The following is a 25,030-nucleotide window of genomic DNA, read 5'->3' on the forward strand; positions in this document are numbered from 1 at the left end:
GCAGACAACGGAGGACATCAGTACGCGCCACCTTGGCCGCCGCCAGCGTCTGCGATGGCCGGCACGTAGCCCCACCACCGATGTCTGCCCATCGAGGGGCCGAACGGCAAGCGCCGTGCTGGGCAAGGACAGGCCTGACGAGGCAGGCCATGTTGTTGGCGCCCTCAGCCGAGAGCCTCGCGTCGCCGTGACATGCTCGGCCAGGAAGGGTTGCCTCCACCGCGCGGATCGGCGAGTTGCAGCAGAGTATGGTGCTCGCCAGCATGACGACCTGGATCGTCGTCGCCTGCGAAGCGAGGGCACGATCAACTACACATTGACCCCTCCTTCAGAACACACCTACTCATGTTTTGGGAAGACAAATGGACGCGATAGCCCGAGTACGAGAAGCTTGCCTAGCGCTGCCAGAGGTGGTCGAGAAACCGTTCGGCGGGCACACCGCACCTTCTTTCCGTGTCCGGGACAAGTTGTTCGTGATGACCAGCGAGGATGGCCTCTACATGACATTCAAAGCTAGTCCAGGCGCACAAGAGGCCCTCGTAGCGGAAAGTCCTGAGCGCTTCTTCGTCCCGAAGTACGTCGGCAGCAAGGGATGGGTAGGCGCGCGCCTCGACGTGGAGCAAGACTGGGACGAAATAGCCGAGCTCATCGAGGAGAGCTACCGACTCATTGCACCAAAACGGTTGACGAACCTCCTTGATCGCGAGTAATTGCACAATGCTCCCACCCAGCCCAATCTCCCTACTTTGGCGCATGCTCGCCACAATGCAACTCAACCATGCAGGGCGTACAACCTCATACGCCATGATGAGTCGCGTCAACCATTGGTCAACCATCGATAACTTCGATCAGCGTCAGGACAGCCGGGTGGCAGCGTCATGCTCACTGGAATCCTGACTGACTTTCCCCTTGCGCTTACCTCCAGTGTCGGCGATTCAGGGCGGCTAATCTGGCGGAAATACGGTTCATTGTCGCGTCGGTGGGCTTCCAGCCCCGCTGCTGCAGTGTGGTCAGTAGGGCCTCCAGGTAAGGGACGGGCTTGTAGCGGAAGTCCTTGGTGACGGGGATGATTTCCCATCCCATCTCCCTGGCCAGCCAGGCTCGTCGCCGCGTGTCATGCGCCCGGGCCCTGGCGCCGGTGTGATGGCGTTCGCCGTCGTATTCAAGTCCGACGCGGAACTCCGGATACCCGAGGTCGACGTATGCACACCGGCCATCGGAGCTCCTGACCGGCACCTGAGTGCGGGGACGCGGGAATCCGGAGCCCGCGACGGCGACGCGCATCCAACTCTCGCCAGGGGATGCCGCCCCGCGATCGCTGAGACGGATGACCTGCCGCAGCCTCTTGTTATCCCGATATCCCGGTAGCGTTCGGGCCATTGCCATCAGTTCGTCGGTCTCTACGTCTCGCCTAAGGAACTGGTCTAGGGCGGCGACCGCTTCGTAACGAGGAAGCCAACGAGCGCAGTCCAAAGCCGTTCGGGTCATGGACGTGAGGCGCACGCCGGACTCCTCCTCGACATGCTCGTCGGGTAGCTGGAGCTTGTCGGCGGTAATCTGTGACGGCGGATCTCCAGACGTGCTAGGCGTTATGAGCTCGACGTCCCAATCGGCCTCTTTCGCTCCCGGCGGTAAAACGTCAAGGCCCCAGATCCAGGCGGCGGTGCGTCGGCCTACGACGACCTGGTCGGGCAACAGGCTGCTGAGTGCTGCGGCTCGCGCGGCCAGCGACGCTCCTTTGACCGGGACGAAATAGACACCGTCCCCCACAGGAATGATCGAACCGGGGGCCGCTCGCCTCCAGGTGAGGCTGATTCCGTTCATGAGATCGATGATGCTCGCCCCGACCTCCGCCGCGGAAGACCGCGGGGAAATGTGGATAACTCCGAATCAACGCAGGTCAGCGAACCGCGACCAGTCGAGATGATCTCGCTTGTGGCTGGAGATCGACCACGACGTGATTTCCTCGGGACGTGGCCGACGCCGTAACGGCCCTGAGATTAGACGCCGCCGGACGTTGCCGATCAACATCCGGCCAGCGGGGCCAAGCCGAGAAAAGTCACAAACGGGGGGCATGGTGCAAGTGACAGTCAAGGGTGGCGATGGCATCGCAATGCACGCCGACGTGTGGTCTGAACGTGGTCACAGAAGGAATGGGCGATCGCGGCCGACGGGCCGGTGTGCCCCGCCGGCCGCGATCGATGGGTCAGTTCCTTTCGTCCGTGCCGGGTCGGGTCGGCTTCGATGGGCCCTGATAGATCGAGTTGATGACGATGGGCCAGGTCTGACGGGGCCAGCTCCGGAAGGTGATCTCGCTGCCCGCGATCGTGGCGTGCCCCTTGCCGACCTCGAACGTCACCACGTTGGCGAGGCCGTTCAGGGCCGCCGTTCCGTGTGCGTACCCGCTGGCCAGCAGGTCGCCGTCACCGGGATACCGCGAGGCCACCTGAGCGTCGCCCGTGACCTTGTACGCCGCGTCCTGGTTGAACCAGACCGCGCCCGACTCCGGCATGCCCCAGGCCGCCGGGACCTTCGGGTCGTACGAGGCACGCAGCAACGCGCCCGGCGCGCTGAGCTTCGCCGGATCGGACGGTGTCGCGTTCTCCACCGGCAGTTTCAGGAGCTGCCGCGCCGTCTCCGACGCACCGCCGATCGCGACGAGGTTGCCGCCACCGGAGACGTAGTCCGCCAGTTTCGCCCAGCCTTCCTCGCCAACGCCGCGCGCCCACGCGAACTCCGGCGGGTTCTTCTCAGGGTCGAGACCCTTGACGATGGTGTTCTTGGAGACCCCGTCCGCGAGCACGATCGTGTCGTACTTCCCGGCGAGGTCGCCGTAGTCGTCGGCGGAGACGACCTTGTAGTCGATGCCGTACTGGTCGAACATCCACATCATCCAGCCGCCGGGCATGTTGTTCGCGCCACGGATCAGCCCGACCCTGGTGCCGGGCTTCAGCGTGAAGCCGTCCACCTTGGGGAGTTGGTCCGTCCCGTACACCGGAAGGCCGGTTTCGGCGGACACGCCTTGCAGCACCTGGCGGGCCGCCGCCGTCGGCGGAACCACGACCGTGCCCGGTGCGAACGACCGTCCGCCCGCCTTGAACTCCTCGGCGGACCGGAACGTCGGCACCTTGGCCTTCTGGAGGCGGGAAAGGACATGGGCCACGCCGTACGACTCCGGTGCGACCAGATACGCGCCGCGTGGCGTCGCCGGCATCCACACCGGCTGCGGCAGGACCCGTCGGACTCGCTGCAAGGGCGCGTTGAACGCGTCCTTGACCGGGTCGACGTCGACGCCGAGCAGCAGGCCGAGATTGTCGGTGGTCTCGCTGTACGGCATGATCAGCGGGCATTGGCCGCACTTGCGCGCCGCCTGCTCCGGGTACTTGTCGATCTTAAGCAGTTGGTCGATCCAGCGGCCGAGCGGCTGCCGGGTGCGGAGCACGTACGATCCGGCCGGATAGGTCTTGCCGGCCGCGCTGAACGGCGCGGTGGCCTGGTCGATCTCGACCCGTCCGAACTCGAAGATCCGCATCATCTCCAGGACGGCGAACGGGTCGCGCTGGCCGGCCGGGATCACGTACGCGTTCGGCGTCCCCGGCTCGACGTCCGGCAGCGCGACCGCGTTGCGCGCCGTCTGGTACAGGTTGTTGAACAGCCAGGACTCGGGATTCTTCGCGACGTTCTCGATCCCCGCGTAGGCGGCGGTCTCGGCGTACGCGACGATCTGCTCCAGCGTCCAGGTGTTCTTGTCGTACGGCTGGAGCATCCTCATGGTCCGGTTCTGCGGGCCGAGGGGTTTGCCGTCGGACGAGGTGAACGGGTAGGCGAGATCCTTGGCTCCGGCGATCTCGGTGAGGAACAGCGACGTGCCGAGGAATGTGGAGAAGCCCATGACGTCGGCGTTCCAGAAGATGCCGTACGCGTCGTCGGTGCCGACCCCCTTCTTGCCCTCGGCTGTCAGCGCCCGCGCGGCCTGCTGGCCCTGCGAGGTGGCGGACTGGATGGTGATCGGGTCGACCCCGCTGCCGAGCGGCTCGTCGTACGGGGCCGTCCAGAGTCGTGGCCCGCCGGTTCCGGCCTGGTGCATGTAGTGCCCGACGACGGGGCGGTACGTCTGCTCCAGCCTGACCCGCGTACGAGTCTCCCGCTGGGTGAACATGAACCAGTCGCGGTTGTCGTCGTGCCCGATGTACCGGTGGTAGAGGTCCGGATACACCCGGCCATAGGCGGTGCCCGCGGTCTTGTTGAAGTGATCGACCACGAGGTGCTGGCCATCGGGGTTGCCGGACGGGATGATCATCAGGACCGCGTTGTCCAGCACGGTCTTGGTGTAGTCGGAGTCCTCGGTGGCGAAACGGTGCACGATGTCCACCAGCGCCTGCGTGTTGCCGACTTCGGTGGAGTGCAGGGTGCCCTCCATCAGATAGACCGGCTTGCTCCGCTGCGACAGCCTGCGGGCCTCCTGCTCGGAGATTCCGCGCGGGTCGGCGAGTCGCTGGTTGTCCCGGACGATCTGCCCGAGGTTGCGCAGGTTTCGCGGCGAACTCACGAACAGGACCGGGTAGTCGTTGCCCATCGTGGTCTTGTCGGCGACCTGGTAGGTCACCCGGTCCGAGCGGTCGGCGATCAGGCGGAAGTACTGCTTTATCTTGTCGAATCCGGCGAGTCTGCCGGTCGTGCCCATGGCGAAGCCGAAGTAGCTCTGGGGCGCTGGAATGTTCTTGGCCTGCGCGTTGCGTCTCGCCGAGGAGCCCGCGCCGAACGCGTCGGTGTGCAAGGGCACACCGACGAGCACGACGAGGACGACCAGGGCGGCCACCGCGCGGGACATCACCCGCGACAGCATCCGGTCTCCTGATGAGAGTGGGGGGAGGGGACACTGACCGGTCAGTTGTGCCAAGGGTTAATCGGCTTTGTCGATCAGTCAATGTCTTGATCGTCTCGTGCCGCACCCGTTACGGCCCGCACCGCCCCCTCCAAACCGAGCCGGACCCGTAAGATCAGGCCGTTCTCTGGGAGTGGCCGGACCCGTAAGGTCACGCCGCCCTCTGGGAGAGGCCGGACTCGTAAGGTCACGCCGCCCTCCAAGAGCGGCCGGACCCGTAGGATCAGGCCGCCCTCTGGGAGAGGCCGGACCCGTAAGAGCACACCGCCCTCCGGGAGCGGCCGGACTCGTCAACTCGCGCCAGCCTCTAGGGGCAGCTCAACGGTTTGGGTCACGCGGCCCCCGTCCAAAGGAAGTCGCCCCGGCCGAGCCACGGCCGTCTTCAAGGCGGCCCAGACTCGTTAGCTCGCGCCGCCCTCTAGGCGCTCGGCCCCGTTGGGACACAGCGGTGGCGGCGGGCGCGGCCCAACAACCGCGGCGTCCGACCAGGTGTGACGGCATGGCTTTCTCCGCCACTTACGAGATGGCTGTCTTGGCGGCCCGGTCGTGGTCTCCGTGGCGTGTGGGGCCGCTGCTTGCTCGATGTCGGGGAGCTCACGGTCACCGGTTGTGGACCCGTCCTCTATCTACCGGCTGTATGGCATTCCTGGCCCATGACTTCGGCCGTGGCGCAGCCAGGGTAAGAGGGCGTAGGGCTGTCGCAGGTGTCCGAGTCTGACTTCGCGGGGAGCGGAGTGTGGCCTGGTGGATCGTCTATCGGAGGCTGGTCCGCTCTGCGAGTACTGCTCAGTCACGTCCGAAGCGGCGGTGGCTATCTCTTGTAGCCATTCTGTGAGGGCTTGGTAGTCGGCAGGGGTGATGCCGCGCTTTGGGTTGACCCGATGTAGGAGGGCTTGACCGGGATGGTGTGCGGACACCCAGGTGCGGTCGTTGTCGGTGATCTCGTCATCGAGCCAGGCGAAGGGACGTCCTGCTGCCCAGGCGACGAGGGTGCGGGTCTTCCAGTGCAGACCGTTGCGTGCGTCCTGCTCTTCGATCGCGGGCGTGTCCGGCCAGGTCACTATCGGCAGTTGAGGGAGTCCGAGGCACGGCGCGATGCACTCGTTCGCCTCGTCCATCCAACTGGTGGCCCAGACCAATTCGCAATCGAGGTCCAGCAGCCGTTTTCCGTGCGCGGGATTGATCCGGGATATAAGCGGATTCTCTTCGAGGTGGGGCGAGGAGACCGCCTGGTAAGTCGGATACTCCTCGGGCGTGGCTCCGAAGGGTATGAGGGGGCCGTCGACGTCTAGGAAGAGCAGCGGACGGTGCCGCTGCTTGGTTCCGGTCACGGTCCCACAGTATCGATGGAGGCTGCGACTTGGGGTTGGTCGTCCGACTGCTGGCGTCGGTATGACAGCAGTTCGGCTCGCTTTAGGGCGTTGGCGGGGCGCTGCGGCTGCGTGATCGGACCGGCTTCGTCATGCACGATGTCTGCGTCGTTGGGGTGGCTTTTCGTCGGGTCGGCGGTTGAGGGGCGCAGCGTTGAGGTTATCGGGCGGTGTTTAGGAGGTCGGTCAAGAGTTGTTCGCCTTCGGGCCATGGGCCGTAGCCTTCGGTGACGGTCAGGTGGCCGACTTCGCCCGCGTCGACTAGGTGCGCGTCCCAGGATTCAGCGAAGGCTGCGGCGCGGTCTGGTGTCATCCAATGGTCGTTCCGGCTAGCCGCAACGACTGTGGGGAATGGGAAGGGGATTTGAGGGATGGGGGCGAAACCTGTGATCTCGGGGGTGACGTTCCGTTCCACGTCCGCCGGGGTGACCATTAGGGCGGCGCGGACTGTCGGGTGAGGATTGTGCGCTACCCAGTGGGCCACGGTTGGGCAGCCGAGGCTGTGCGCTATGAGCACAGGGGGTTCCGCGCAGGCGGTGATCGCCTCGTCGAGTCGCGCGACCCACTTGTTTCGTTCAGGTAGTTGCCAGTCGTCTTGTTCCACCCTGCGCGATCCGGGGAGTTTCCGCGTCCACAGTTCCTGCCAGTCGCCGGGGTCCGGGCCCAGCCAGCCGTCCACGAACAAGATCGTCATGGCTCCAGTGTGCGTGACGCCGCACGCCCGGCGCGCGCGGCTGCGCATGTTCTCGGGTGCTTCCCGCGAGTCGCGGTTGCGAGCACCCGAGAGGCATGGGAGGCGGTCCGGTGTGCTGAACGAAGTGAGGCTGGGTAGGTAGGTACATGTGGCTGGAGGGCTGGGTGATCGACGGGCTCGGACGTCGGGTTGGTCGGAATGGACAGCGAAGACCGTGCGATACGGGTGAAAGCGGACGCGGGCCGGACGGCCGAGGTCCGTGGGGCACGATCGCCCGATGGTCCTGCGGGTGACGAGACATCCGCCGAGAATGGGCTTGAGTCGGGGGTGTACGCGCGGCAGGCGATGGTTTCGTCGGCGCTGGCGCATGACAGGGCGGCGAGACTGTTGGAGGACATGGCGTCCGCCCATCCCGAAGAGGCGGAGCTGCATCTGCTGTCCGCGGCACGGCACCGCAGGTGGGCCGAGAACGACCGGAGGCTGGCGCAGCAGTATGCGCCCGATGGGGAGGATCAGGACGGGCGCGACAAAGGTGCCCGCCAGACGAGACCCGACGAGAAAAGGGCGGAAACGTCGACTGAGAATGCCGATGGGTGAGCGGCGTCCGGTGAATATGGGCGCCATAGCCGTGCTTGCCAGCCCTAAGGAACGTCGATAGGTGACCCGCGCCGATGGATATCGGTGCCCGAGCCTTGCCTCCAGCCCGCAGAAGACCCCGATCGGCGACCCGCGCCCGGTGGATATCGGTGCCCGAGCCGTGCCTCCCAGCCCGCCGGAAACACCGATCGGCGACCCGCGTTGCTGGAAGTCAGTGCTCCAACCGTGCCCCCAGCCTGCGGGAACACCGATCGATGACCCGCGCCCGGTGGAAATCGGCACACGAGCCGTGCCCCAAGCCGCAGAAAGCACCGATCGGCGAGTCACGTCGCTGGAAATCGGTGCCCGAGCCGCGCCTCCCAGCCCACAGAAAACGCCGATCGGCGAGCCAGCTCGCTGAAATCGGTGCCCGAGCCCTGCCTCCTAGCCCACAGGAGACACCGATCGGCGACCCGCTCCACTGGTAATCGGTGCCGGGCCGTGTCTGGTGGTCCGTAGGGAACGCCGATCGGTGGGCCGCGTCGCTGAATATTGGTGCCTGGGGCGTGCCTGGTAGTTCGCGGGGAGTGGCGATGGGTGGCTGGCGTCCGGTGAATTTAGGTGCCTGATTCGTGCATGTCGGGCTGTGGAGCGGTGAACGGGGGTGATCTGGTTGAAGGGCGTGCCCTGGTGCCGTTGGGCTGGGTGACGTTCGGTGGGGTGTGTGGGGCCGGGTCAGGGGGAGATCAGTTCGTACAGGTTGCCGCTGGAGTCGGAGAAATAGAGGCCGCGGCCGCCGAGTGGGTGGGCGGTGTCTATGCGGCCGTTGTCGGCGTGGGCGGGTTCGTCGCCGTAGGGGATTTCGCGGGCGTCCAGGCGTTCGACCACGGAGTCGAAGGTGTCGGTGTCCACGTCGAAGGCCAGGTGGTGGCCCTGCGGGTGGGCGACGGTCAGGAAGTCCAAGGTAAGGGAGTCGCTCACCTGGATCGGCACGAAATGGCGGGCGTGCGGATGCGGGCCCGTGTATTTCAGGCCCATCACCGAGGCGAAGAACCGGGCGGCCTCGTCGTTGTCGGCGGCGGTGACGATGGTGTGGTTGAGGGTGATCGTCACTTGCTGGCTCCTTCTTCGTCTTTAAGGGCGCCGTTCAGGAAGACGTCCACGTAGTCCTCCATGGACGGGTTCGGTGCGTCCGGTCCGGCGGGGGGACGGGCCCGGCTGAACGCGAGGCCCATGAACAGCGAGGCCATCTGGTCGGCGGGCAGGCGCAGACGGTCGCGTTCGGGTTCGAAGAGTTCGGCGAGGGCGTCACGGGTCCGGTTCATGGCGGTTTCGCGGCTCTGCCAGCGCTGAGCGTGCTCGCCACTGCCGGACACGGGAGGGCGGCTGCGGCGGCCCGTCGCGTGGAGGGCGCCGATCACCATGCCCATGCGGGTGAGGTACGCCTCGATGGCGGCGCCCGCCTCGACGAGGCGGGCGGCGAGCGGCTGGTCCAGGGGGATCGACGCGAGTTCGGCCAGGACGTGGTCCGTGCGCACCGCCGCGGCGATGCAGGCGTCCAGGAGTTCGTCCTTGTCGGCGAACACGCGGAAGATCGTCGCCTCCCCGATTCCGGCGGCGCGGGCGATCTGGCCGGTGGTGACCGCCGTGCCGTGCTCGGCGACCAGCGGCAACGCGGTGCGGACGATCATTTCGCGGCGCTGCTCGGGGGTCATCCCGGGAGCGCGCCGACGGCTCTTCGCCTCCATGCCCGCCAGGCTACGGAGTGAGTACTCACTCCGTCAAGAATGAAGTGAGTACTCACTCCGCCCCGGAAGGCTCGGGTGAAAGATCCGGATTCGGCGGCTGATACCGTTACGGTGCTGCGCGTCCGGAGCGAAGTCCGGTGTGATCCCGGCGCTGTCCCGCAACTGTGATGCCCTGCCCCGAGACGCCTCTCGGACGGGCCGAGCCAGGTCGCCTCCCGCGCGCCGACGATTCTCGACCTCGTGGAAGGGCGATCCGTCATGAGCGGGCGCGGCTTCCCTGCAGCCAGGAGGCTCCTGTGAGACCCGTGCGTTCCCTCGTCGCGGTGATGGCGATCGGCGCCGTCTTGGCCGCCGGTGCGTGTGGCGGCGACGACGGCGGTTCCGGCAAGGGCGCAACCGGCGGTGACGGCGGGAAGACCGTCACCGTCCAGGCCGCGAACGGCGCGGTGAAGGTCCCGGCCAACCCGAAGCGCATCGTGTCGCTGTCCCCCACGCACACCGAGACGCTCTTCGCGATCGGCGCGGGCAAGCAGGTGGTGGCCGCCGACGACTACTCAAATTATCCGCCGGAAGCGCCGCGCACCAAGCTGTCCGGGTTCAAGCCCAACGCCGAGGCGGTCATCGCTTACAAGCCCGACCTCGTCGTCGTGTCGGACGATCTGAACGGCATCGTCAAGGCGCTGGAGAAGGTGAAGGTCCCGGTGCTGTTCGAACCGGCGGCGTCCAAGCTGGACGAGGTCTACGACGAGATCACCGACCTCGGGCAGGCGACCGGCCACACCGCCGAGGCGGCGAAGGTCGTGACCGGGATGCGCGCGACCATCGAGCAGACCGTCGCGGCGTCGTCCAAGGCGAAGGGGCTCACCTACTACCACGAGCTCGACAACCAGCTGCATTCGGTCACGTCCAGCACGTTCGTCGGGCAGGTGTACGGGATGTTCGGCCTCCGCAACATCGCCGACAAGGCGGACAAGGCGAGCGGCGGCTACCCGCACCTCTCGCGCGAGTACGTCCTCAAGGAGGACCCGGACCTGATCTTCCTCGCCGACACCAAGTGCTGCGGGCAGAACGGCGCCGTGCTCGCCAAGCGTCCCGGCTGGTCGGTGCTGGACGCCGTCAAGAACAAGGGCGTGGTCGAGCTGGACGACGACATCGCCTCCCGCTGGGGCCCGCGCCTGCCCGAGTTCGTCAAGGCCATCGGCGACGCCGTCCAGCGGGTCCAGTGATCCTCCGGTGACCACTCCCCTGCCCCCGACGGACGTGCGGCCGTGAGCACCCGGGACCGGCGGCCGGAGGACGTCCCGACCGGCCGTCCGGCCTCGGAGACGTCCCCGGACACCCGTTCGGTCCCGGACGCCCGTCCGACAGCCGACGCCCGTCCCGCCCCCGACGCACATTCGGCCCCCGACACCGGCCCGGCCCAAGACGCCAGCCCGGCCCAAGACACCCGTCCGGCCCAAGACACCCGTCCGACACAGGACGTCCGTTCGACCCAAGACGTCCGTTCGACCCAAGACGTCCGTTCGACCCAAGACGTCCGTTCGACCCAAGACGTCCGTTCGACCCAAGACGTCCGTTCGGCCCAGGACGTCCGTTCGGCGCGGAACGGTCCAGAGGCGGCGGCGCGGCGATGGGGGCGGCGGCCGTTCGGCCGCCCGAGGCCGGGCCTCGACGGGCAGGCCAGGCTGCGGCCGCTCGCGCTCGTCGTGGCGACGGTGCTCTTCGCCGCCACCCTGCTGGCCGGAGTGCTGGTCGGGTCGGCGGGGCTGCCGGTGGGCGGGGTGCTCAAGGCGCTGGCCGACCGGATCCCGTTCGTGCACGTCGACTCGGGGCTCGGCGTGATCGACGAGAACGTGCTGTTCGAGCTGAGGGTGCCGCGCGCGCTGATGGCGGCGCTGGTGGGCGGGATGCTCGCCCTCGCGGGCGCGGGCTACCAGGGCGTGTTCCGCAATCCGCTCGCCGACCCGTACCTGCTCGGCGCGGCGGCCGGGGCGGGCGTCGGCGCGACGCTGGTCATCGTCCTCGTGCCGGGCGACCCGGGCTACGGGGTGCCGCTCGCCGCGTTCGTCGGCGCGATCTGCGGGGTCGCCCTCGCGTACGCGCTGGGCAACACGGCCGGACGCGGCGGCGACGGCACGGCGACCCTGGTCCTCGCCGGGGTCGCGGTGTCGTCGTTCCTGGCGGCGGTGCAGACGTTCGTCCAGCAGCTCAAGGCGGAGGAGCTGCAGCGGATCTTCACGTGGATCCTCGGCGGGGTCGGGTCGGCGGACTGGCACCAGCTCGCGCTCGTCGCCCCGTACGCGCTGGTCTCGACGGTCGTCCTGCTGGCGCACGGCCGCCTGCTGGACGTGCTGAGCGTCGGCGACGAGGAGGCGGCGTCCCTCGGCCTGTCGGCGGCGCGGGTGCGGCTGACGGTGCTCGTCGCGGCGTCGCTGGCGACGGCGTGCGCGGTCGCGATCAGCGGGCTCATCGGGTTCGTGGGGATCGTCGTGCCGCACGTCGTGCGGCGGCTGGCGGGCGGGTCGTACCGGATCGTCCTGCCGCTGTCGCTGCTCGGCGGGGCCGCGTTCCTGGAGGTGGCCGACCTCGTTGCGCGGACCGTGATCAAGCCGGGCGAGCTGCCGCTCGGCGTCGTCACGGCGTTCGTCGGCGGGCCGTTCTTCGTGATCGTGCTGCGCGCGGTCCGCAGGCGCGTGGACGCATGAGGTCGGGCGGCGCCCGCCGCCCGGCGGGCCGGGTGGAGGAGCGGTGACGGTCGAGGTGAACGGGCTGGACGTCGCGCTCGGCGGACGGCCGGTGCTGAAGGGCGTCTCGCTGACCGTCCCGGCCGGGTCGTGGACGGCGATCATCGGACCGAACGGGGCGGGCAAGTCGACCCTGCTGCGCGCCGTGCTCGGCCTGGTCCCGTCCCACGGCGAGATCACGGTGGCGGGGTCCGGGCTGGCGGGGCTCAAGCCGAGGCAGCGCGCCCGGCTGATCGCCTACGCGCCGCAGAGCCCGAGCGTCCCGGCGGGGATGACGGTCTTCGACTACACCCTCCTCGGCCGCTCCCCCTACATCCCGCACCTCGGCCGCGAGAGCGCGCGCGACCGGGCCATCACCGCCGAGGTCCTCGACCGGCTGGACCTGACGCGGTTCGCGTCCCGTCCGCTGGAGCACCTGTCGGGCGGGGAGCGGCAGCGCGCGGTCCTCGCGCGGGCGCTGGCGCAGCAGACCCGCGTCCTCCTGCTGGACGAGCCGACGACCGCGCTCGACATCGGCCACCAGCAGCAGGTCATGGAGCTGGTCGACCAGCTCCGCCTCTCCGACGGGCTGACCGTCGTGACCACCATCCACGACCTGACGCTGGCCGGGCAGTACGCCGACGACCTCGTCCTCCTGTCGTCCGGGGAGGTGGCGGCGGCGGGCTCGCCGGAGGAGGTCCTCACGCGCGAGGCGATCGAGGAGCACTTCGACGCGCGCGTGTACGTCGTCCCCGGCCCGGCCGGGCGGCCGATCCTGTCGCTGGAGCGCCCGTGAACCTGGAGACGGTGTGGCGCGAGGAGGACGGGACGCGGCTCGCCGCGACCGTGTGGCGCGCCGGGGACGGGCACCGGATGATCTCGTCCGCGCTGCTCGGCGGCGGCATCGGCCCGGCCCGCTGGGTGCTGAACGCGCAGGTCGCCGGGGTCTACTCGCGCATGGACCCGGACGTCCACCTGACCGAGCTCGCCGCCGCGTACGGCCTGGACGGGCCGGGCGTCGGGATGCTGACGGCCGCGTCGGTGTCGCGGACCGTGCGGCGCGACGACGGCGGGGTCCGGGTGTCGGCGACGGTGGGGCTCCGCGTCCCGACCTGGGCCGCCGCGCCCGAGGGGGCCGCCGATCCGGAGCTGGCGCCGATCGGGTTGGACGAGGCGCGGCCCCGGACGCCCGGCACGGTCAACATCGTCGTCGCGGTGCCCGTCCCGCTGAGCGACGCGGCGCTGGTGAACGCCGTGATCACCGTCACGGAGGCGAAGACGCAGGCGCTGCTCGAAGCGGGCTACCCCTGCACCGGCACCGCGTCGGACGCCGTCTGCGTCGCCGCGACCGCGACCGGCGGGGCGGCGGAGCCGTTCGCCGGGCCCCGTTCCGAATGGGGGGCGCGGATCGCGCGGGCGGTGCACGCCGCCGTCCACGCGGGCGCGCTCGACTACACGGCCGTCCTGGACGGACGCTGACACGGGCACCGGCCGCCGTACCACCCCGGTGCGGTACGGCGGCCGGTCTCAGGGCCAGTGCAGTGGGGAAAGGGGCCTCACCTCCTACCTGTGGGGTCGTCTCCGGTGTGACGGTGAAAGCGTGTGAACGCGTCACCCCGCGTGCGGGAGGTGATGCCCGTTGCGCGTCGGCGGCGCGGCGCCGTACGGATCGGTCGCGAACGGGTCGCCGCCGCCGAGCGACGAGCCGTTCGGCGGCGCGCCGTTCAGTGGCGCGCCGTTCAGTGGCGCGCCGTTCAGCGGGGGCAGTGCGTGCAGCCCGGTCGGCGGCTCCCGGTCGGCGGGCGGACGCGGCGCGTCCGGACGGCGTCCGTCCACCGGGGCGGTGAGCGCGTCGACCCGGCGGCGGGCGCGGTCGGCCTCGGCGCGGGCCGCGTCGCGTTCCGCGGTGAGCGCCCGCACCGCGGCGCGCAGTTCGTCGACCGTGCGGGAGAGCCGCCAGTTGTGCTGCTCGAACTCCCGCGCCCGCGCCTGGATCTGGTCGCGGTCGGCGACGGCCTGCCCCCGCTTGGCCTCGGCGTCGCGGACGGCGGCGCGCAGGTCGTCGGCGGTGCGCTCGGCCGCGTCCAGCTCGACGCGCTGCCCCTCGGTCAGGGTGTCCGCCTCCGAGAGGCGGCCGTGCAGCGAGACCAGCTCGGCGCGGGCGCTCTCCAGCGAGGCGAGCAGCTCGCCTTCGCGGGACGCGATCCGGTCCCGTTCACGTTCGGCGGCGAGCCGGGCGGCGATCGCGGCGTCGGCCCGGTCCCGCGTCTCCCGCTGCTCGCGGCGGGCGGCGTCCAGTTCGGCGGCGAGCCGGGCCGCCTCGGCGCGGGCGGACGCCGCCTCCTGCTCGGCGGCCTCGGCCCGCGCGCGGGCGGTGGCCGTCTCCCGCACGGCGGCCTCGGCGCGCCGCTCGGACGCGTCCCGCTCCCGCTGCGCGACCGCGACGTGCCCGGCGGCCTCGGCGCGGGCGTCGGCGACCCGCCGCTCCACGCCCGCGACGCTCAGCTCGGACGCCAGCGAGCCCGCGAGCCGGTCGGCGGCGCCCTCCAGGCGTTCGACCATCTCCCACGTCCAGGCGACCTGACCGGTCAGGCCCGGGGCCGTGAGGCCGCGCTCGCGGCTCTCCCGCGCGGACCTCTCGCATTCTCCGTCGCCGTCCTGGCAGTAGCGGACGGTGCGGGCGCCGCGCACCGGCTGCGGCACGGGCCGTCCGCAGCCGGCGCACGGCCAGACCGCCACCGGATCACCGAGGCGCGCGATCCCGGCGCGGTCGTCTTCGGGCGTGCCGTCACCATCCGGGGACGGGGTCGCGGACGGCGGAGTGAAGGCGGCGGGGTCGGTGATGACGGGAAGGTCGGTCTTCGTCGGGGCGGCGGCGGGGGTCGGGGCGTCGTCGAGCGGGGCGACCTTCTGGTCCTTCATGTGCCGTTGTACGCAGCCGCGCGCGGCGGCGTTCGACGCTCATGGCAAAGTCTTCGGGAAGTCGCGGCGCAGGCCGCCGGCGCATGCTGAACGGCGCGTGATCAGCCGCGCAGGTAGTCCTCCCGGAGCCGCCCCCGGCTGAGCTTGCCGGACGGCGTGCGCGGCAGCGCGGCGCGGAACTCGACCCGCCGCGGATGCTTCATCCGCGCGAGCCGCGGCGCGCAGAACGCGAGAAGCTCGGCCTCCAGCGCCCGCTCGTCGAGGCCGCCCGGACGGTCGTCCTCGGCGGGTTCGACGAGCGCGACGACGGACTGCCCCCATTCGTCGTCCGGGACGCCGATGACCGCCGCGTCCCCCACCGCCGGATGCTGCAGCAGGACGTTCTCGACCTCCGCCGGGTAGATGTTCACCCCGCCGGAGATGATCAGGTCGGTGCGGCGGTCGCTCATGTAGAGGCGGCCGTCAGCGTCGACGCGGCCGAGGTCGCCCGCCGTGTAGAAGTCGCCGCGCATCGCGGACGCGGTCTTGGCCGGGTCGCCGTGGTACTCGAACCCGGGGTGCCCGCTCGCGTAGATCAGGCCGGTCTCGCCCGCGGGCAGCTCCGCGCCCTCCGGATCGAGGATCTTGATCTGGACGCCCTCGACCGGGCTGCCGACCGTCCCCGGGTGGGCGAGCCACTCCTCCGGCGAGGCGATGGTGACGGGCCCGCTCTCGGTGGAGCCGTAGTACTCGTAGAGGACGGGCCCCCACCAGTCCATCATCCGCCGCTTGGTCTCCACCGGGACGGGCGCGGCGCTGTGGAACACCTGGCGCAGGGACGACACGTCGTACCGTTCCCGGACCTCGTCGGGAAGGGCGAGCATGCGGTGGAACATCGTCGGCACCATGAACGTGTTGGTGACGCGGTGCCGCTGGATCAGCGCGAGGGTGTGCTCGGGACGGAACCGCGACGCGACCACGACGGCGTGCCCGAGGTACAGCGCCATCATCGCGTGGACGCAGGGCGCGGAGTGGTAGAGCGGTCCGATCGCGAGGTGCACGTCGTCGCCGGGGGCGAGCCCGAGGTGGCGCATCAGCGTCTGCCGCATGACGTCGGCGAGGATCTCCGGCGTGATGTCGAGCAGCGGCCGCCGGACGCCCTTCGGCCGTCCGGTCGTCCCGGACGTGTAGAGCATGATCGAGCCCATCTGCCGCTTGGCGGGCGGGTGGGCGCTGCCGGACGCGCAGAGCCCGGCCATCAGCCGGTAGCCCCGCACGGGATCGACGCTGACCCGTCCGGCCTCGGGGACGCCCGCGTCGTCCGCCGCGCTCGCGACGGCCTCGGCGAACGCGCTCTCGGTCACGACGACCTTGGCGCCGCAGTCGCGCAGGATGTAGCCGATCTCCGGGCCGGTCAGATGACGGCTCACCGGGACGAGGTAGAGCCCCGACTGCATCGCCGCCAGCAGGACGGTGAGGAACTCGGCCCGGTTGCCGAGGACGGTCGCGAGGGTGTCGCCAGGCCGCAGCCCGAGATCGTCCAGCGCGTTCGACAGCCGGTTCACCTCGGCGTGCAGCTCGCCGTAGGACACCGGCACGCCGGGGGCGAGCACGGCGGGCCGGTCGGGGTAGTTCCGTGCGATCTCGTAGAAGCCGACACCCTCGACGCCCATGCGGCACACCTCCGTCGGATTCGGATGGCGGGTGATCCACCGTCCATCTGACCCGCGTCACGGAGGGTAAGTCAAGGTCGTGGACGTTCCACAAGCCCTGGCTGGACAGGGTGTCCACTACGGTTCGACCGGGTTTCCTGACCGCACGTCGGCGGCTCGTCCGATCAGCGGACGCTTTCGAGGGCCGAGCGGGCCATGGCGTGCAGAAGATCGCCCATCGCGGCGGGGTCCTGCCCGGGGGCGCTGCGCGGGGTGGAGTTGAGGAGGCCGAAGCAGGCGTGGACGGCGGCGCGCAGCCGGTCGGCGGGCACGCCGGGCCGCAGCCGCCGCAGCACCCCGACCCATTCCTCGACGTAGGCGCGCTGCAACCGGCGGACCCGGTGGCGCTGCGGCTCGGGCACGTTGTCGAGTTCCCGCTCGTGGACGGTGATCAGCGCCGGGTTGTCGAGCGCGAACGCGATGTGCCAGCGCAGGAGGGCGTCGAGGGCGCGTCCCGGGTCGGGGGCGGCGGCGCGGCGCGCGCCCTCGGCGAGGAGGCGCTCGCTGATGTCGAGCAGCATCTCGGCGAGGACGGCCTCCTTGCCGCTGAAGTGCCGGTAGACGGCGGGCCCGGTGAGCCCGACGGCCCGGCCCAGCTCCCCGATCGACGCCCCGTGGTAGCCGCGCAGCGCGAACAGCTCCGCCGCCGCGCCGAGGATCTCGGCCCGGCGCGGGTTCGGCGGGCCGTCCTGCGCGGGCGGCCCGTCCGGGGGCCCGTCCGGCGGACCGTCCGGGGGTTGCGGGGCGGTGGCCGGGGCGCCGGGTCTGGACGTCATGGGCCCAGTCTAGACTAGAGTTGTTAACGGCCATTAACATCGGCGTTGTTAACGACCGTTAACCGGGAAGGGAGGGGCCATGGGCGGACCGCGGATCGGCTCCCGCGCCGACGTCGGGGCGGAAGCGTACAAGACCAACGCGGCGCACAACGAGGCCCTCGCCGCCGAACTGCGCGAGCGGATCGACAGGGCCGGGCAGGGCGGTCCCGAACGGGCCCGCGAGCGGCACGTCGCGCGCGGGAAACTGCTCCCCCGCGACCGCGTCGACACGCTCCTCGACCCCGGCTCGCCGTTCCTCGAACTGTCCCCGCTGGCGGCGGACGGCATGTACGACGGCGAGGCCCCCGGCGCCGGGATCATCACCGGCGTCGGCCGGATCTCCGGACGCGAGTGCGTCGTCGTCGCCAACGACGCCACCGTCAAGGGCGGCACCTACTACCCGGTCACGGTGAAGAAGCACCTGCGGGCGCAGGAGGTGGCGCTGCACAACCGCCTCCCCTGCGTCTACCTGGTCGACTCCGGCGGCGCGTTCCTCCCCCGCCAGGACGAGGTCTTCCCCGACCGCGAGCACTTCGGCCGCATCTTCTACAACCAGGCCACGATGTCCGGGCAGGGCATTCCGCAGATCGCGGCGGTGCTCGGGTCGTGCACGGCGGGCGGCGCGTACGTCCCGGCGATGAGCGACGAGGCCGTGATCGTGCGCGGCCAGGGGACGATCTTCCTCGGCGGCCCGCCGCTGGTGAAGGCCGCCACCGGCGAGGTCGTGACGGCGGAGGAGCTCGGCGGCGGCGAGCTGCACTCCCGCACGTCGGGGGTGACCGACCACCTCGCCGAGGACGACGCGCACGCGCTGGCGATCGTCCGCGACATCGTCGGCACGCTCGGGCCGCGCGAGCCGCGGCCGTGGGACGTCGCCGCGCCCGAGGAGCCCGCCGCCGACCCGGCGGAGCTGTACGGGGTCGTCCCGCCCGACCCGCGCACCCCCTACGACGTCCGCGAGGTCATCGCCCGGATCGTCGACGGCAGCCGCTTCCAGGAATTCAAGCGGGAATACGGGGCGACGCTCGTCACCGGTTTCGCGCGCATTCACGGCCATCCGGTCGGGATCATCGCGAACAACGGGATCCTGTTCAGCGAGTCGGCGCAGAAGGGCGCGCATTTCATCGAGCTGTGCGACCGGCGCAGCGTCCCGCTCGTCTTCCTGCAGAACATCACCGGCTTCATGGTCGGACGCGAATACGAGGCGGGCGGGATCGCCAAGCACGGCGCGAAGATGGTCACGGCCGTCGCGTGCGCCCGCGTCCCGAAGTTCACGGTCGTGATCGGCGGCTCGTTCGGCGCGGGCAACTACGCGATGTGCGGGCGGGCGTATTCGCCGCGCTTCCTGTGGATGTGGCCGAACGCGCGGATCTCGGTGATGGGCGGCGAGCAGGCGGCGAGCGTCCTCGCGACCGTCCGGCGCGACCAGGTGGAGGCGCGCGGCGAGGAATGGCCCGCGGCCGCCGAAGAGGAGTTCAAGGCGCCGATCCGGGACCAGTACGAGGCGCAGGGCAATCCGTACTACTCGACGGCGCGGCTCTGGGACGACGGCGTGATCGACCCGCGCGACACCCGGCGGGTGCTCGGGCTCGGGCTGTCGGTCGCGGCGAACGCACCGCTGGAGCCGGTCGGCTACGGCGTCTTCCGGATGTGAGGGTGTTGATGTTCGACAGCGTCCTGGTCGCGAACCGGGGGGAGATCGCCGTCCGCGTGTTCCGCACGCTGCGGCGGCTCGGGATCCGCGCGGTGGCCGTGCACACCGACGCCGACGCGGGCGCGCGGCACGTGCGGGAGGCGGACGAGGCGCACCGCGTCCCGTCCTACCTCGACATCGACGCCGTGATCGCGGCGGCGCTGGCCGCCGGGGCGCGGGCCGTCCACCCGGGGTACGGGTTCCTCGCCGAGAACACCGCGTTCGCGCGGGCGTGCGCGGAGGCGGGCCTCGTGTTCGTCGGGCCTCCGGCGGAGGCGATCGACGCGATGGGCGACAAGATCCGCGCGAAGCGGACGGTCGCGGCGGCGGGCGTCCCCGTCGTCCCCGGACGCGACGAGCCCGGCCTCACCGACGACGAGCTGGCGGAGGCGGCCCGCGAGATCGGCTTCCCGGTGCTGCTGAAGCCGTCGGCGGGCGGCGGCGGGAAGGGCATGCGGCTCGTCCGCGACGCGGCCGACCTGCCGGACGCGATCGCGTCCGCCCGCCGCGAGGCGCGCGGCTCCTTCGGCGACGACACGCTGCTCGCCGAGCGGTTCGTGGAGAACCCGCGGCACATCGAGATCCAGGTGTTCGCCGACGCCCACGGGAACGCCGTCCACCTGGGCGAACGCGAGTGCAGCCTGCAGCGCAGGCACCAGAAGATCGTCGAGGAGGCGCCGTCGCCGCTGCTGGACGGCGCGGCCCGCGAGCGGATGGGCGCCGCCGCCGTCGCCGCCGCGCGGGCCGTCGGCTACGTCGGCGCGGGGACGGTCGAGTACATCGTCTCCGCCGACCGTCCGGACGAGTTCTTCTTCATGGAGATGAACACCCGGCTTCAGGTCGAGCACCCCGTCACCGAGCTGGTGACCGGCCTCGACCTGGTGGAACTCCAGCTCCGCGTGGCGTCCGGCGAGCCGCTGCCGTTCGCCCAGGCCGACGTCGTCCTGGACGGCCACGCCGTCGAGGCCCGCGTCTACGCCGAGGACCCGGAGCGCGGCTTCCTGCCGACCGGCGGGCGCGTCCTCGCCCTGACCGAGCCGGAGGACGCCCGCGTCGACTCCGGCCTCGACACCGGGACGGAGGTCGGCGGCGCGTACGACCCGATGCTCGCCAAGGTGATCGTCCACGGGGCGGACCGGGCGGAGGCGCTGCACCGGCTCGACCGCGCGCTCGCCGGGTACACGCTGCTGGGCGTCCCGACGAACGTCGCGTTCCTGCGCGCCCTGCTGCGGCACCCGGACGTCGTGTCCGGCGACCTCGACACGGGCCTGGTCGAGCGGTCGCTCGACGAGCTGACCTCGGGCCCGGCCGTCCCGGACGAGGTGCTCGCCGCCGCCGCGCTGGAACGCATGCTGGCCTTGGAGGCCGAGGGCTCCGACCCGTGGGAGATCCCGGACGGCTGGCGTCCCGGCGCGCACGCCTGGACGCCGTGGATCATCACCCCGTCCGGCGGCGACCCGGTCGAGGTCCGCGTGCGCGGGCGCGCCGCGTCCGCCGAGGTCGCGATCGGCGCGGGCGAGCCGGTCGCCGCGTCGCTGACCAGGCCGTGCACGCTCACCTACGCTGGAAGGACGACCTCGTTCGAGGCCGTCCGGGACGGCCACACGCTGTGGCTCGGCCGCGGCGGGCGCGTGTGGGCGCTGGGCGAGCACGTCCGCGCCGAGGCGGGCGGGGCGGCGGAGGCCGCCGGAGACGGCGTGCTCCGCAGCCCGATGCCGGGCACCGTCCTCGCCGTGAAGGCGGCGGAGGGCGACCTGGTCGCCGAGGGCCAGCCGCTGGTGGTCGTCGAGGCGATGAAGATGGAGCACACCGTGACCGCGCCGCTCGCGGGCGTCGTGGCGAAACTGCCGGTCCGCGCGGGGACGCAGGTCGCCCTCGACGCGGTCCTGGCCGTGATCGAGGAGACCCGATGACCGGAGCGAAGCGAGGATCCTCGGGGCTCCGCCCCGGGGGTGTGGGGATCGTTCCCCAGAGAGGCAGGGCGTGACGATGCGGGTTCCGCTTCCGGGGCTGCCGGAACGGGTGACGATCTACGAGGTCGGGCCGCGGGACGGGTTGCAGAACGAGAAGGCGGTCGTCCCGGTGGACGTCAAGTCCGAGTTCGTGACCCGGCTGGCGGGCGCGGGCCTGCGCACGATCGAGACGACGAGCTTCGTCCATCCGAAGTGGGTGCCGCAGCTCGCCGACGCCGAGGACCTGCTCGACGTCCTCCCCCGCGACCCGGAGCTGCGGTACCCGGTGCTCGTCCCGAACGAGCGGGGCCTCGACCGGGCGCTCGCCAACGGCGTCACCGAGATCGCGATCTTCGGCAGCGCGACCGAGACGTTCGCCCGCCGGAACCTGAACCGCAGCGTGGACGAGTCGCTCGCCATGTTCGCCCCGGTCGTCGAACGCGCCCGGGCCGAGGGCCTCTGGGTGCGGGCCTATGTGTCCATGGTGTGCGGCGACCCGTGGGAGGGCGACGTGCCGATCGAGCAGGTGGTGTCGGTCGCGTCCCGGATGATGGACATGGGCTGCTCGCAGCTCAGCCTCGGCGACACCATCGGCGTCGGCACGCCCGGCCAGGTCACCGCCCTCATCGAGGCGCTCGGGGCGGCGGGCATCGGGGTCGACCGGCTCGCCGTCCACTTCCACGACACCTACGGCCAGGCGCTCGCCAACACGCTCGCCGCGCTGCGCGCCGGGGTCACGGTCGTGGACGCGTCCGCGGGCGGCCTCGGCGGCTGCCCCTTCGCGAAGAGCGCGACCGGAAACCTCCCCACCGAAGACCTCGTCTGGATGCTGGACGGGCTCGGCGTCGAGACCGGCGTCGACCTCGACGGCCTCGTCGCGACCAGCCGGTGGATGGCGGAGCGGCTCGGCCGTCCGAGCCCGTCCCGCGTCGTCCAGGCCCTCTCACCCGCAACGGAGAAATGATGATCGACTTCACGCTCAGCGAGGAGCAGGAAGAGCTCCGCCGCACGGTCGAGCGGTTCGCCCGCGAGACCGTCGCCCCGGTGATCGGGGACCTGTACGAGCGGGGCGAGTTCCCGTACGAGATCGTCGCCGCGATGGGGAAGATGGGCCTGTTCGGGCTGCCGTTCCCGGAGGAGCACGGCGGCATGGGCGGCGACTACTTCACGCTCTGCCTGGCCCTGGAGGAGCTGGCCCGCGTCGACTCGTCGGTGGCGATCACGCTGGAGGCCGGGGTGTCGCTCGGCGCGATGCCGATCTACCGGTTCGGGTCGGACGCGCAGAAGGCCGAGTGGCTGCCGCGCCTCACGTCCGGGGAGCGGCTCGCCGGGTTCGGGCTGACCGAGCCGGGCGGCGGCTCCGACGTGCCCGGCGGGATGCGCACCACCGCCCGGCTCGACGGCGACTCCTGGGTGATCAACGGGTCGAAGGCGTTCATCACGAACTCCGGCACCGACATCACCGCGTTCGTGACCGTCACCGCGTTCACCGGCGACGGCGAGATCTCCACGATCCTCGTCCCGAACGGCACCCCCGGCTTCACGGTCGGACGCAAGTACTCGAAGGTCGGCTGGTCGGCGTCCGACACCCGCGAGCTGTCGTTCGACGACGTCCGGGTGCCCGCCGAGAACCTCGTCGGCGAGCGCGGCCGGGGCTACGCGCAGTTCCTCCGCATCCTGGACGAGGGCCGCATCGCGATCGCCGCCCTCTCGGTGGGCCTCGCCCAGGGCTGCGTGGACGAGTGCCTCCGCTACGTCCGCGAGCGCGAGGCGTTCGGCAAGGAGATCGGCCGCTACCAGGCCATCCAGTTCAAGGTCGCCGACATGGAGACCCGCGCCCACACCGCCCGCCTCGCCTACTACGCGGCCGCCGCGAAGATGCTCGCCGGGGAGAACTTCAAGAAGGAGGCCGCGATCGCCAAGCTGGTCGCGTCCAACGCCGCCATGGACAACGCCCGCGACGCCACGCAGATCTTCGGCGGCTACGGCTTCATGAACGAGTACGCGGTCGGCCGCTTCTACCGCGACGCGAAGATCCTGGAAGTCGGCGAGGGAACCTCCGAGGTCCAGCGCATGCTGATCGCCCGAGCCCTAGGCCTACCACCCGCCTAACAGGAGTACCCCGCCCGCAATACCCCCTCAACCTGAACGAACGCGCCCGGCAGCGTGCAAGCTAAGCACGCTGCCGCTCGCCGCCCTGAAAGTGTCGCCCAAAAAGGCCCGGCCAGGCTCCGCGCCGGCTCACTGTCCTGCCTCCGCAATCGGTATGACGCTGAGCGGGCTAGAGCTTTGAGCTATTCCTGAACGGCAAGCATGGTCTGCAGATCATCGGCTGCGACGGCCCGCCACCCCATCGACCGCGCGATCTCGAATATGTCGAGCGCCATCCGATTCTGCCGATCATAGTCTTTGTCGAGATCCCGAACCTCGAACCAGGCCGGGAAATCCGTGGCCAGCGGAATATCTCGGCCGTCATCATAGGTGAGGTCGCCGTCCTCGAAATCGTGCGGCCCCAGATTGACCGCAACCGAGGGCAGCATCATCAGGAGATCACCGTCGGGCCCACGACGAAATTCTCCGCCCATCCGACGTCCAACGACGCCCGCGACCTCGTCCAGGCTCGAAATACCCCCAACAAAGACATGCGCATGTCTGGACATTTACCACCTCTCACGTCGAACAACATTCCGAAGGTCAACACATCAGGGCCAATCAAATCCCCAACCGTCCCCGATGATACGAATTCTACTGATCTTGTCTTGAGCAAAGGGCTGGCCAAGATAAGCCCTCACCCCTCGCTCCGCTTCCTCAGGGGCCAAGCCATAGCCACGGCTGTCGAGGATGGCAGTACGATTTCCCACCGGATCGTGCTTGAGTTGCCCCTTGGCCGAATTGAGCGCCGCCTTTACGGTTCTGTACGTTGGCGCTTCATGTTCTTCTGCGCCGGGAATCTTCCTTCCCTTGATCGTCTTGAATTCGGTTGGCATCCCATCAACGAAAGCATCGGAAACGCGCCGTTCGCCCTCCCTTCTCGCGACTACGTTCTTCCCTTCCCCGGCCAGGAGTTCCGCCAACCTGGTCTCATCCTTGTCGTCAGTCCGGCCAATAGCGCGCTCACTGGTACCATCCTTGCGCTCTGATTGAGCCTCGGTGTGGCCGCCCGCCCGCTCCTCACGCACCTTGAGTTCAGCGCGGAACTCCGCCCGCGTCTGGGGCTGCGGCCTGACCGCCTCTGCCTCTTTCCCAGTGCTCCCACCGAACTGCAACCGCCGCTCGTCCGCCTCGCCGCCCTTATTCTGATCGCTGTCACTTGAGTTACTGGGTCGATCGAATCTCAACCACACCACTCCTCAAGGGACTATCCAGCCGATCACAGCAACGGCCTAAAGACACTGGGGCGGGTGCGGTGGTCGAATCCGCGGGAACGGTGTCCAGACCAGGTGACCGGGTTCACGCGCGCCCGATCGTACGAGATGGCACCAGGGGGCGGGTAGTGACCGGAGAGGTGATAGTGCCGATCTGGACGCAGTCGCCAATTACGCCCATATCCCACACCTCACCGGCGCCGGACGCCCGAGGGCCGTGCTTTTGGCCCGGCGACGGTCACAAAGCCGATGACCACCAGGACGTCGAGCGGCTCGGCCGCTCGGCATGACCGGAACACTGGACCTGAACGAGCCTCGACCACGCGCTGCCAGGCGTCGGAGGAGCTTACGCTCATATCTCCCGGGAAGGCTGGTGGCAGTCTCCCTAGACCTCTATCGGCGGTTGTCTCTCGGCTGGAGCCGTTCAGCAGTGGGTCGCTCACCCCTCACCGGTCAGTTTCGTCTGACGGGCGGGCTGCGGAAGGTGGGGTGGGTCAGTTTCGCCGGGACGCGAAGATCCTCGGAGTCGGCGAGGTGTATACGGACGGTGACGTGGGTGGGGTGTCCTGGTGCGGCCGTTCGGGGGAAGTCGCAGG

At 70.2% G+C, this 25,030-nt stretch carries 21 protein-coding genes; 10 read left to right on the top strand and 11 right to left on the bottom strand.

Annotated features, from left to right (window positions below):
- The first annotated feature begins 362 nt into the window (after positions 1-362).
- Positions 363-710: an MmcQ/YjbR family DNA-binding protein gene (locus tag ACH01S_RS14305; protein ID WP_067890731.1), complete on the top strand. Its 348-nt coding sequence runs from the start codon at positions 363-365 to the stop codon at positions 708-710.
- Between the two features lie 205 nt (positions 711-915).
- Here the strand turns inward: ACH01S_RS14305 and ACH01S_RS14310 are convergent, their stop codons facing one another.
- The 4 genes from ACH01S_RS14310 to ACH01S_RS42220 form a co-directional block, all read right to left on the bottom strand.
- Positions 916-1,824, bottom strand: a complete 909-nt coding sequence (locus ACH01S_RS14310) for a type IV toxin-antitoxin system AbiEi family antitoxin (protein ID WP_067890734.1) — start codon at positions 1,822-1,824, stop codon at positions 916-918.
- Positions 1,825-2,206: 382 nt separating this feature from the next.
- Positions 2,207-4,846 (bottom strand): M14 family zinc carboxypeptidase, encoded by a 2,640-nt coding sequence (locus tag ACH01S_RS14315; protein WP_067890738.1) that lies wholly within the window; start codon positions 4,844-4,846, stop codon positions 2,207-2,209.
- A gap of 665 nt (positions 4,847-5,511) precedes the next feature.
- Positions 5,512-6,216, bottom strand: coding sequence for an HAD domain-containing protein (locus ACH01S_RS42215; RefSeq protein ID WP_169809263.1), 705 nt, complete (start codon positions 6,214-6,216; stop codon positions 5,512-5,514).
- Positions 6,217-6,415: 199 nt separating this feature from the next.
- Positions 6,416-6,949 (bottom strand): RBBP9/YdeN family alpha/beta hydrolase, encoded by a 534-nt coding sequence (locus ACH01S_RS42220; RefSeq protein ID WP_083980678.1) that lies wholly within the window; start codon positions 6,947-6,949, stop codon positions 6,416-6,418.
- A gap of 198 nt (positions 6,950-7,147) precedes the next feature.
- Between ACH01S_RS42220 and ACH01S_RS14320 the strand changes: the two genes are divergently transcribed.
- Entirely contained in the window at positions 7,148-7,546 is a 399-nt protein-coding gene (locus ACH01S_RS14320) for a hypothetical protein (RefSeq protein WP_148344452.1), read from the top strand.
- 714 nt (positions 7,547-8,260) lie between these two features.
- Here ACH01S_RS14320 and ACH01S_RS14325 read toward each other — a convergent pair.
- Complete coding sequence (locus ACH01S_RS14325; RefSeq protein WP_067890744.1) at positions 8,261-8,638, bottom strand: VOC family protein; 378 nt, start codon at positions 8,636-8,638, stop codon at positions 8,261-8,263.
- On the bottom strand, positions 8,635-9,273 hold the full coding sequence (locus ACH01S_RS14330; RefSeq protein ID WP_246236779.1) for a TetR/AcrR family transcriptional regulator: 639 nt from the start codon (positions 9,271-9,273) through the stop codon (positions 8,635-8,637). The genes ACH01S_RS14325 and ACH01S_RS14330 overlap by 4 nt, the downstream gene beginning before the upstream one ends.
- Before the next feature lie 296 nt (positions 9,274-9,569).
- On the opposite strand from ACH01S_RS14330, the gene ACH01S_RS14335 reads away from it, so the two are divergent.
- The 4 genes from ACH01S_RS14335 (at position 9,570) to ACH01S_RS14350 (ending at position 13,475) form a co-directional block, all read left to right on the top strand.
- Entirely contained in the window at positions 9,570-10,499 is a 930-nt protein-coding gene (locus ACH01S_RS14335) for an ABC transporter substrate-binding protein (RefSeq protein ID WP_067890750.1), read from the top strand.
- Positions 10,500-10,979: 480 nt separating this feature from the next.
- On the top strand, positions 10,980-11,978 hold the full coding sequence (locus ACH01S_RS14340) for a FecCD family ABC transporter permease (RefSeq protein WP_306303244.1): 999 nt from the start codon (positions 10,980-10,982) through the stop codon (positions 11,976-11,978).
- A gap of 43 nt (positions 11,979-12,021) precedes the next feature.
- Positions 12,022-12,792, top strand: coding sequence for an ABC transporter ATP-binding protein (locus tag ACH01S_RS14345; RefSeq protein WP_067890753.1), 771 nt, complete (start codon positions 12,022-12,024; stop codon positions 12,790-12,792).
- 2 nt (positions 12,793-12,794) lie between these two features.
- A complete protein-coding gene (locus ACH01S_RS14350) occupies positions 12,795-13,475 on the top strand; it encodes an adenosylcobinamide amidohydrolase (RefSeq protein ID WP_246236809.1) in 681 nt (226 codons plus the stop codon).
- A 132-nt stretch (positions 13,476-13,607) separates the two neighbouring features.
- On the opposite strand, the gene ACH01S_RS14355 is transcribed toward ACH01S_RS14350, so the two are convergent.
- The 3 genes from ACH01S_RS14355 to ACH01S_RS14365 all read right to left on the bottom strand — a co-directional run bounded on the left by ACH01S_RS14355 (position 13,608) and on the right by ACH01S_RS14365 (position 17,385).
- Positions 13,608-14,918, bottom strand: a complete 1,311-nt coding sequence (locus ACH01S_RS14355; protein WP_067890759.1) for a coiled-coil domain-containing protein — start codon at positions 14,916-14,918, stop codon at positions 13,608-13,610.
- A 101-nt stretch (positions 14,919-15,019) separates the two neighbouring features.
- Positions 15,020-16,570: an AMP-binding protein gene (locus tag ACH01S_RS14360; RefSeq protein ID WP_067890763.1), complete on the bottom strand. Its 1,551-nt coding sequence runs from the start codon at positions 16,568-16,570 to the stop codon at positions 15,020-15,022.
- 164 nt (positions 16,571-16,734) lie between these two features.
- The gene (locus tag ACH01S_RS14365; RefSeq protein WP_083980679.1) at positions 16,735-17,385 is read right to left on the bottom strand and encodes an SACE_7040 family transcriptional regulator; all 651 of its coding nucleotides are present in this window, start codon (positions 17,383-17,385) and stop codon (positions 16,735-16,737) included.
- Positions 17,386-17,464: 79 nt separating this feature from the next.
- Here ACH01S_RS14365 and ACH01S_RS14370 point away from each other — a divergent pair, with 79 nt between their 5' ends.
- The 4 genes from ACH01S_RS14370 to ACH01S_RS14385 all read left to right on the top strand — a co-directional run bounded on the left by ACH01S_RS14370 (position 17,465) and on the right by ACH01S_RS14385 (position 23,181).
- Entirely contained in the window at positions 17,465-19,078 is a 1,614-nt protein-coding gene (locus ACH01S_RS14370) for a carboxyl transferase domain-containing protein (protein WP_067890766.1), read from the top strand.
- Positions 19,079-19,086: 8 nt separating this feature from the next.
- Complete coding sequence (locus ACH01S_RS14375) at positions 19,087-21,030, top strand: acetyl/propionyl/methylcrotonyl-CoA carboxylase subunit alpha (RefSeq protein ID WP_067890911.1); 1,944 nt, start codon at positions 19,087-19,089, stop codon at positions 21,028-21,030.
- A 76-nt stretch (positions 21,031-21,106) separates the two neighbouring features.
- Complete coding sequence (locus ACH01S_RS14380) at positions 21,107-22,033, top strand: hydroxymethylglutaryl-CoA lyase (RefSeq protein WP_067890913.1); 927 nt, start codon at positions 21,107-21,109, stop codon at positions 22,031-22,033.
- Entirely contained in the window at positions 22,033-23,181 is a 1,149-nt protein-coding gene (locus tag ACH01S_RS14385) for an acyl-CoA dehydrogenase family protein (protein WP_067890769.1), read from the top strand. Before ACH01S_RS14380 ends, ACH01S_RS14385 begins: the two co-directional genes overlap by 1 nt.
- Before the next feature lie 182 nt (positions 23,182-23,363).
- Here ACH01S_RS14385 and ACH01S_RS14390 read toward each other — a convergent pair whose 3' ends face one another.
- Together ACH01S_RS14390 and ACH01S_RS43505 are read right to left on the bottom strand one after the other, a co-directional pair.
- Entirely contained in the window at positions 23,364-23,729 is a 366-nt protein-coding gene (locus tag ACH01S_RS14390; protein ID WP_148344451.1) for a hypothetical protein, read from the bottom strand.
- A 42-nt stretch (positions 23,730-23,771) separates the two neighbouring features.
- On the bottom strand, positions 23,772-24,407 hold the full coding sequence (locus ACH01S_RS43505) for a hypothetical protein (RefSeq protein ID WP_148344450.1): 636 nt from the start codon (positions 24,405-24,407) through the stop codon (positions 23,772-23,774).
- Between the last annotated feature and the right edge of the window lie 623 nt (positions 24,408-25,030).

Source organism: Actinomadura chibensis NBRC 106107 (assembly GCF_001552135.1).
GTDB classification, from domain to species: Bacteria; Actinomycetota; Actinomycetes; order Streptosporangiales; family Streptosporangiaceae; genus Spirillospora; species Spirillospora chibensis.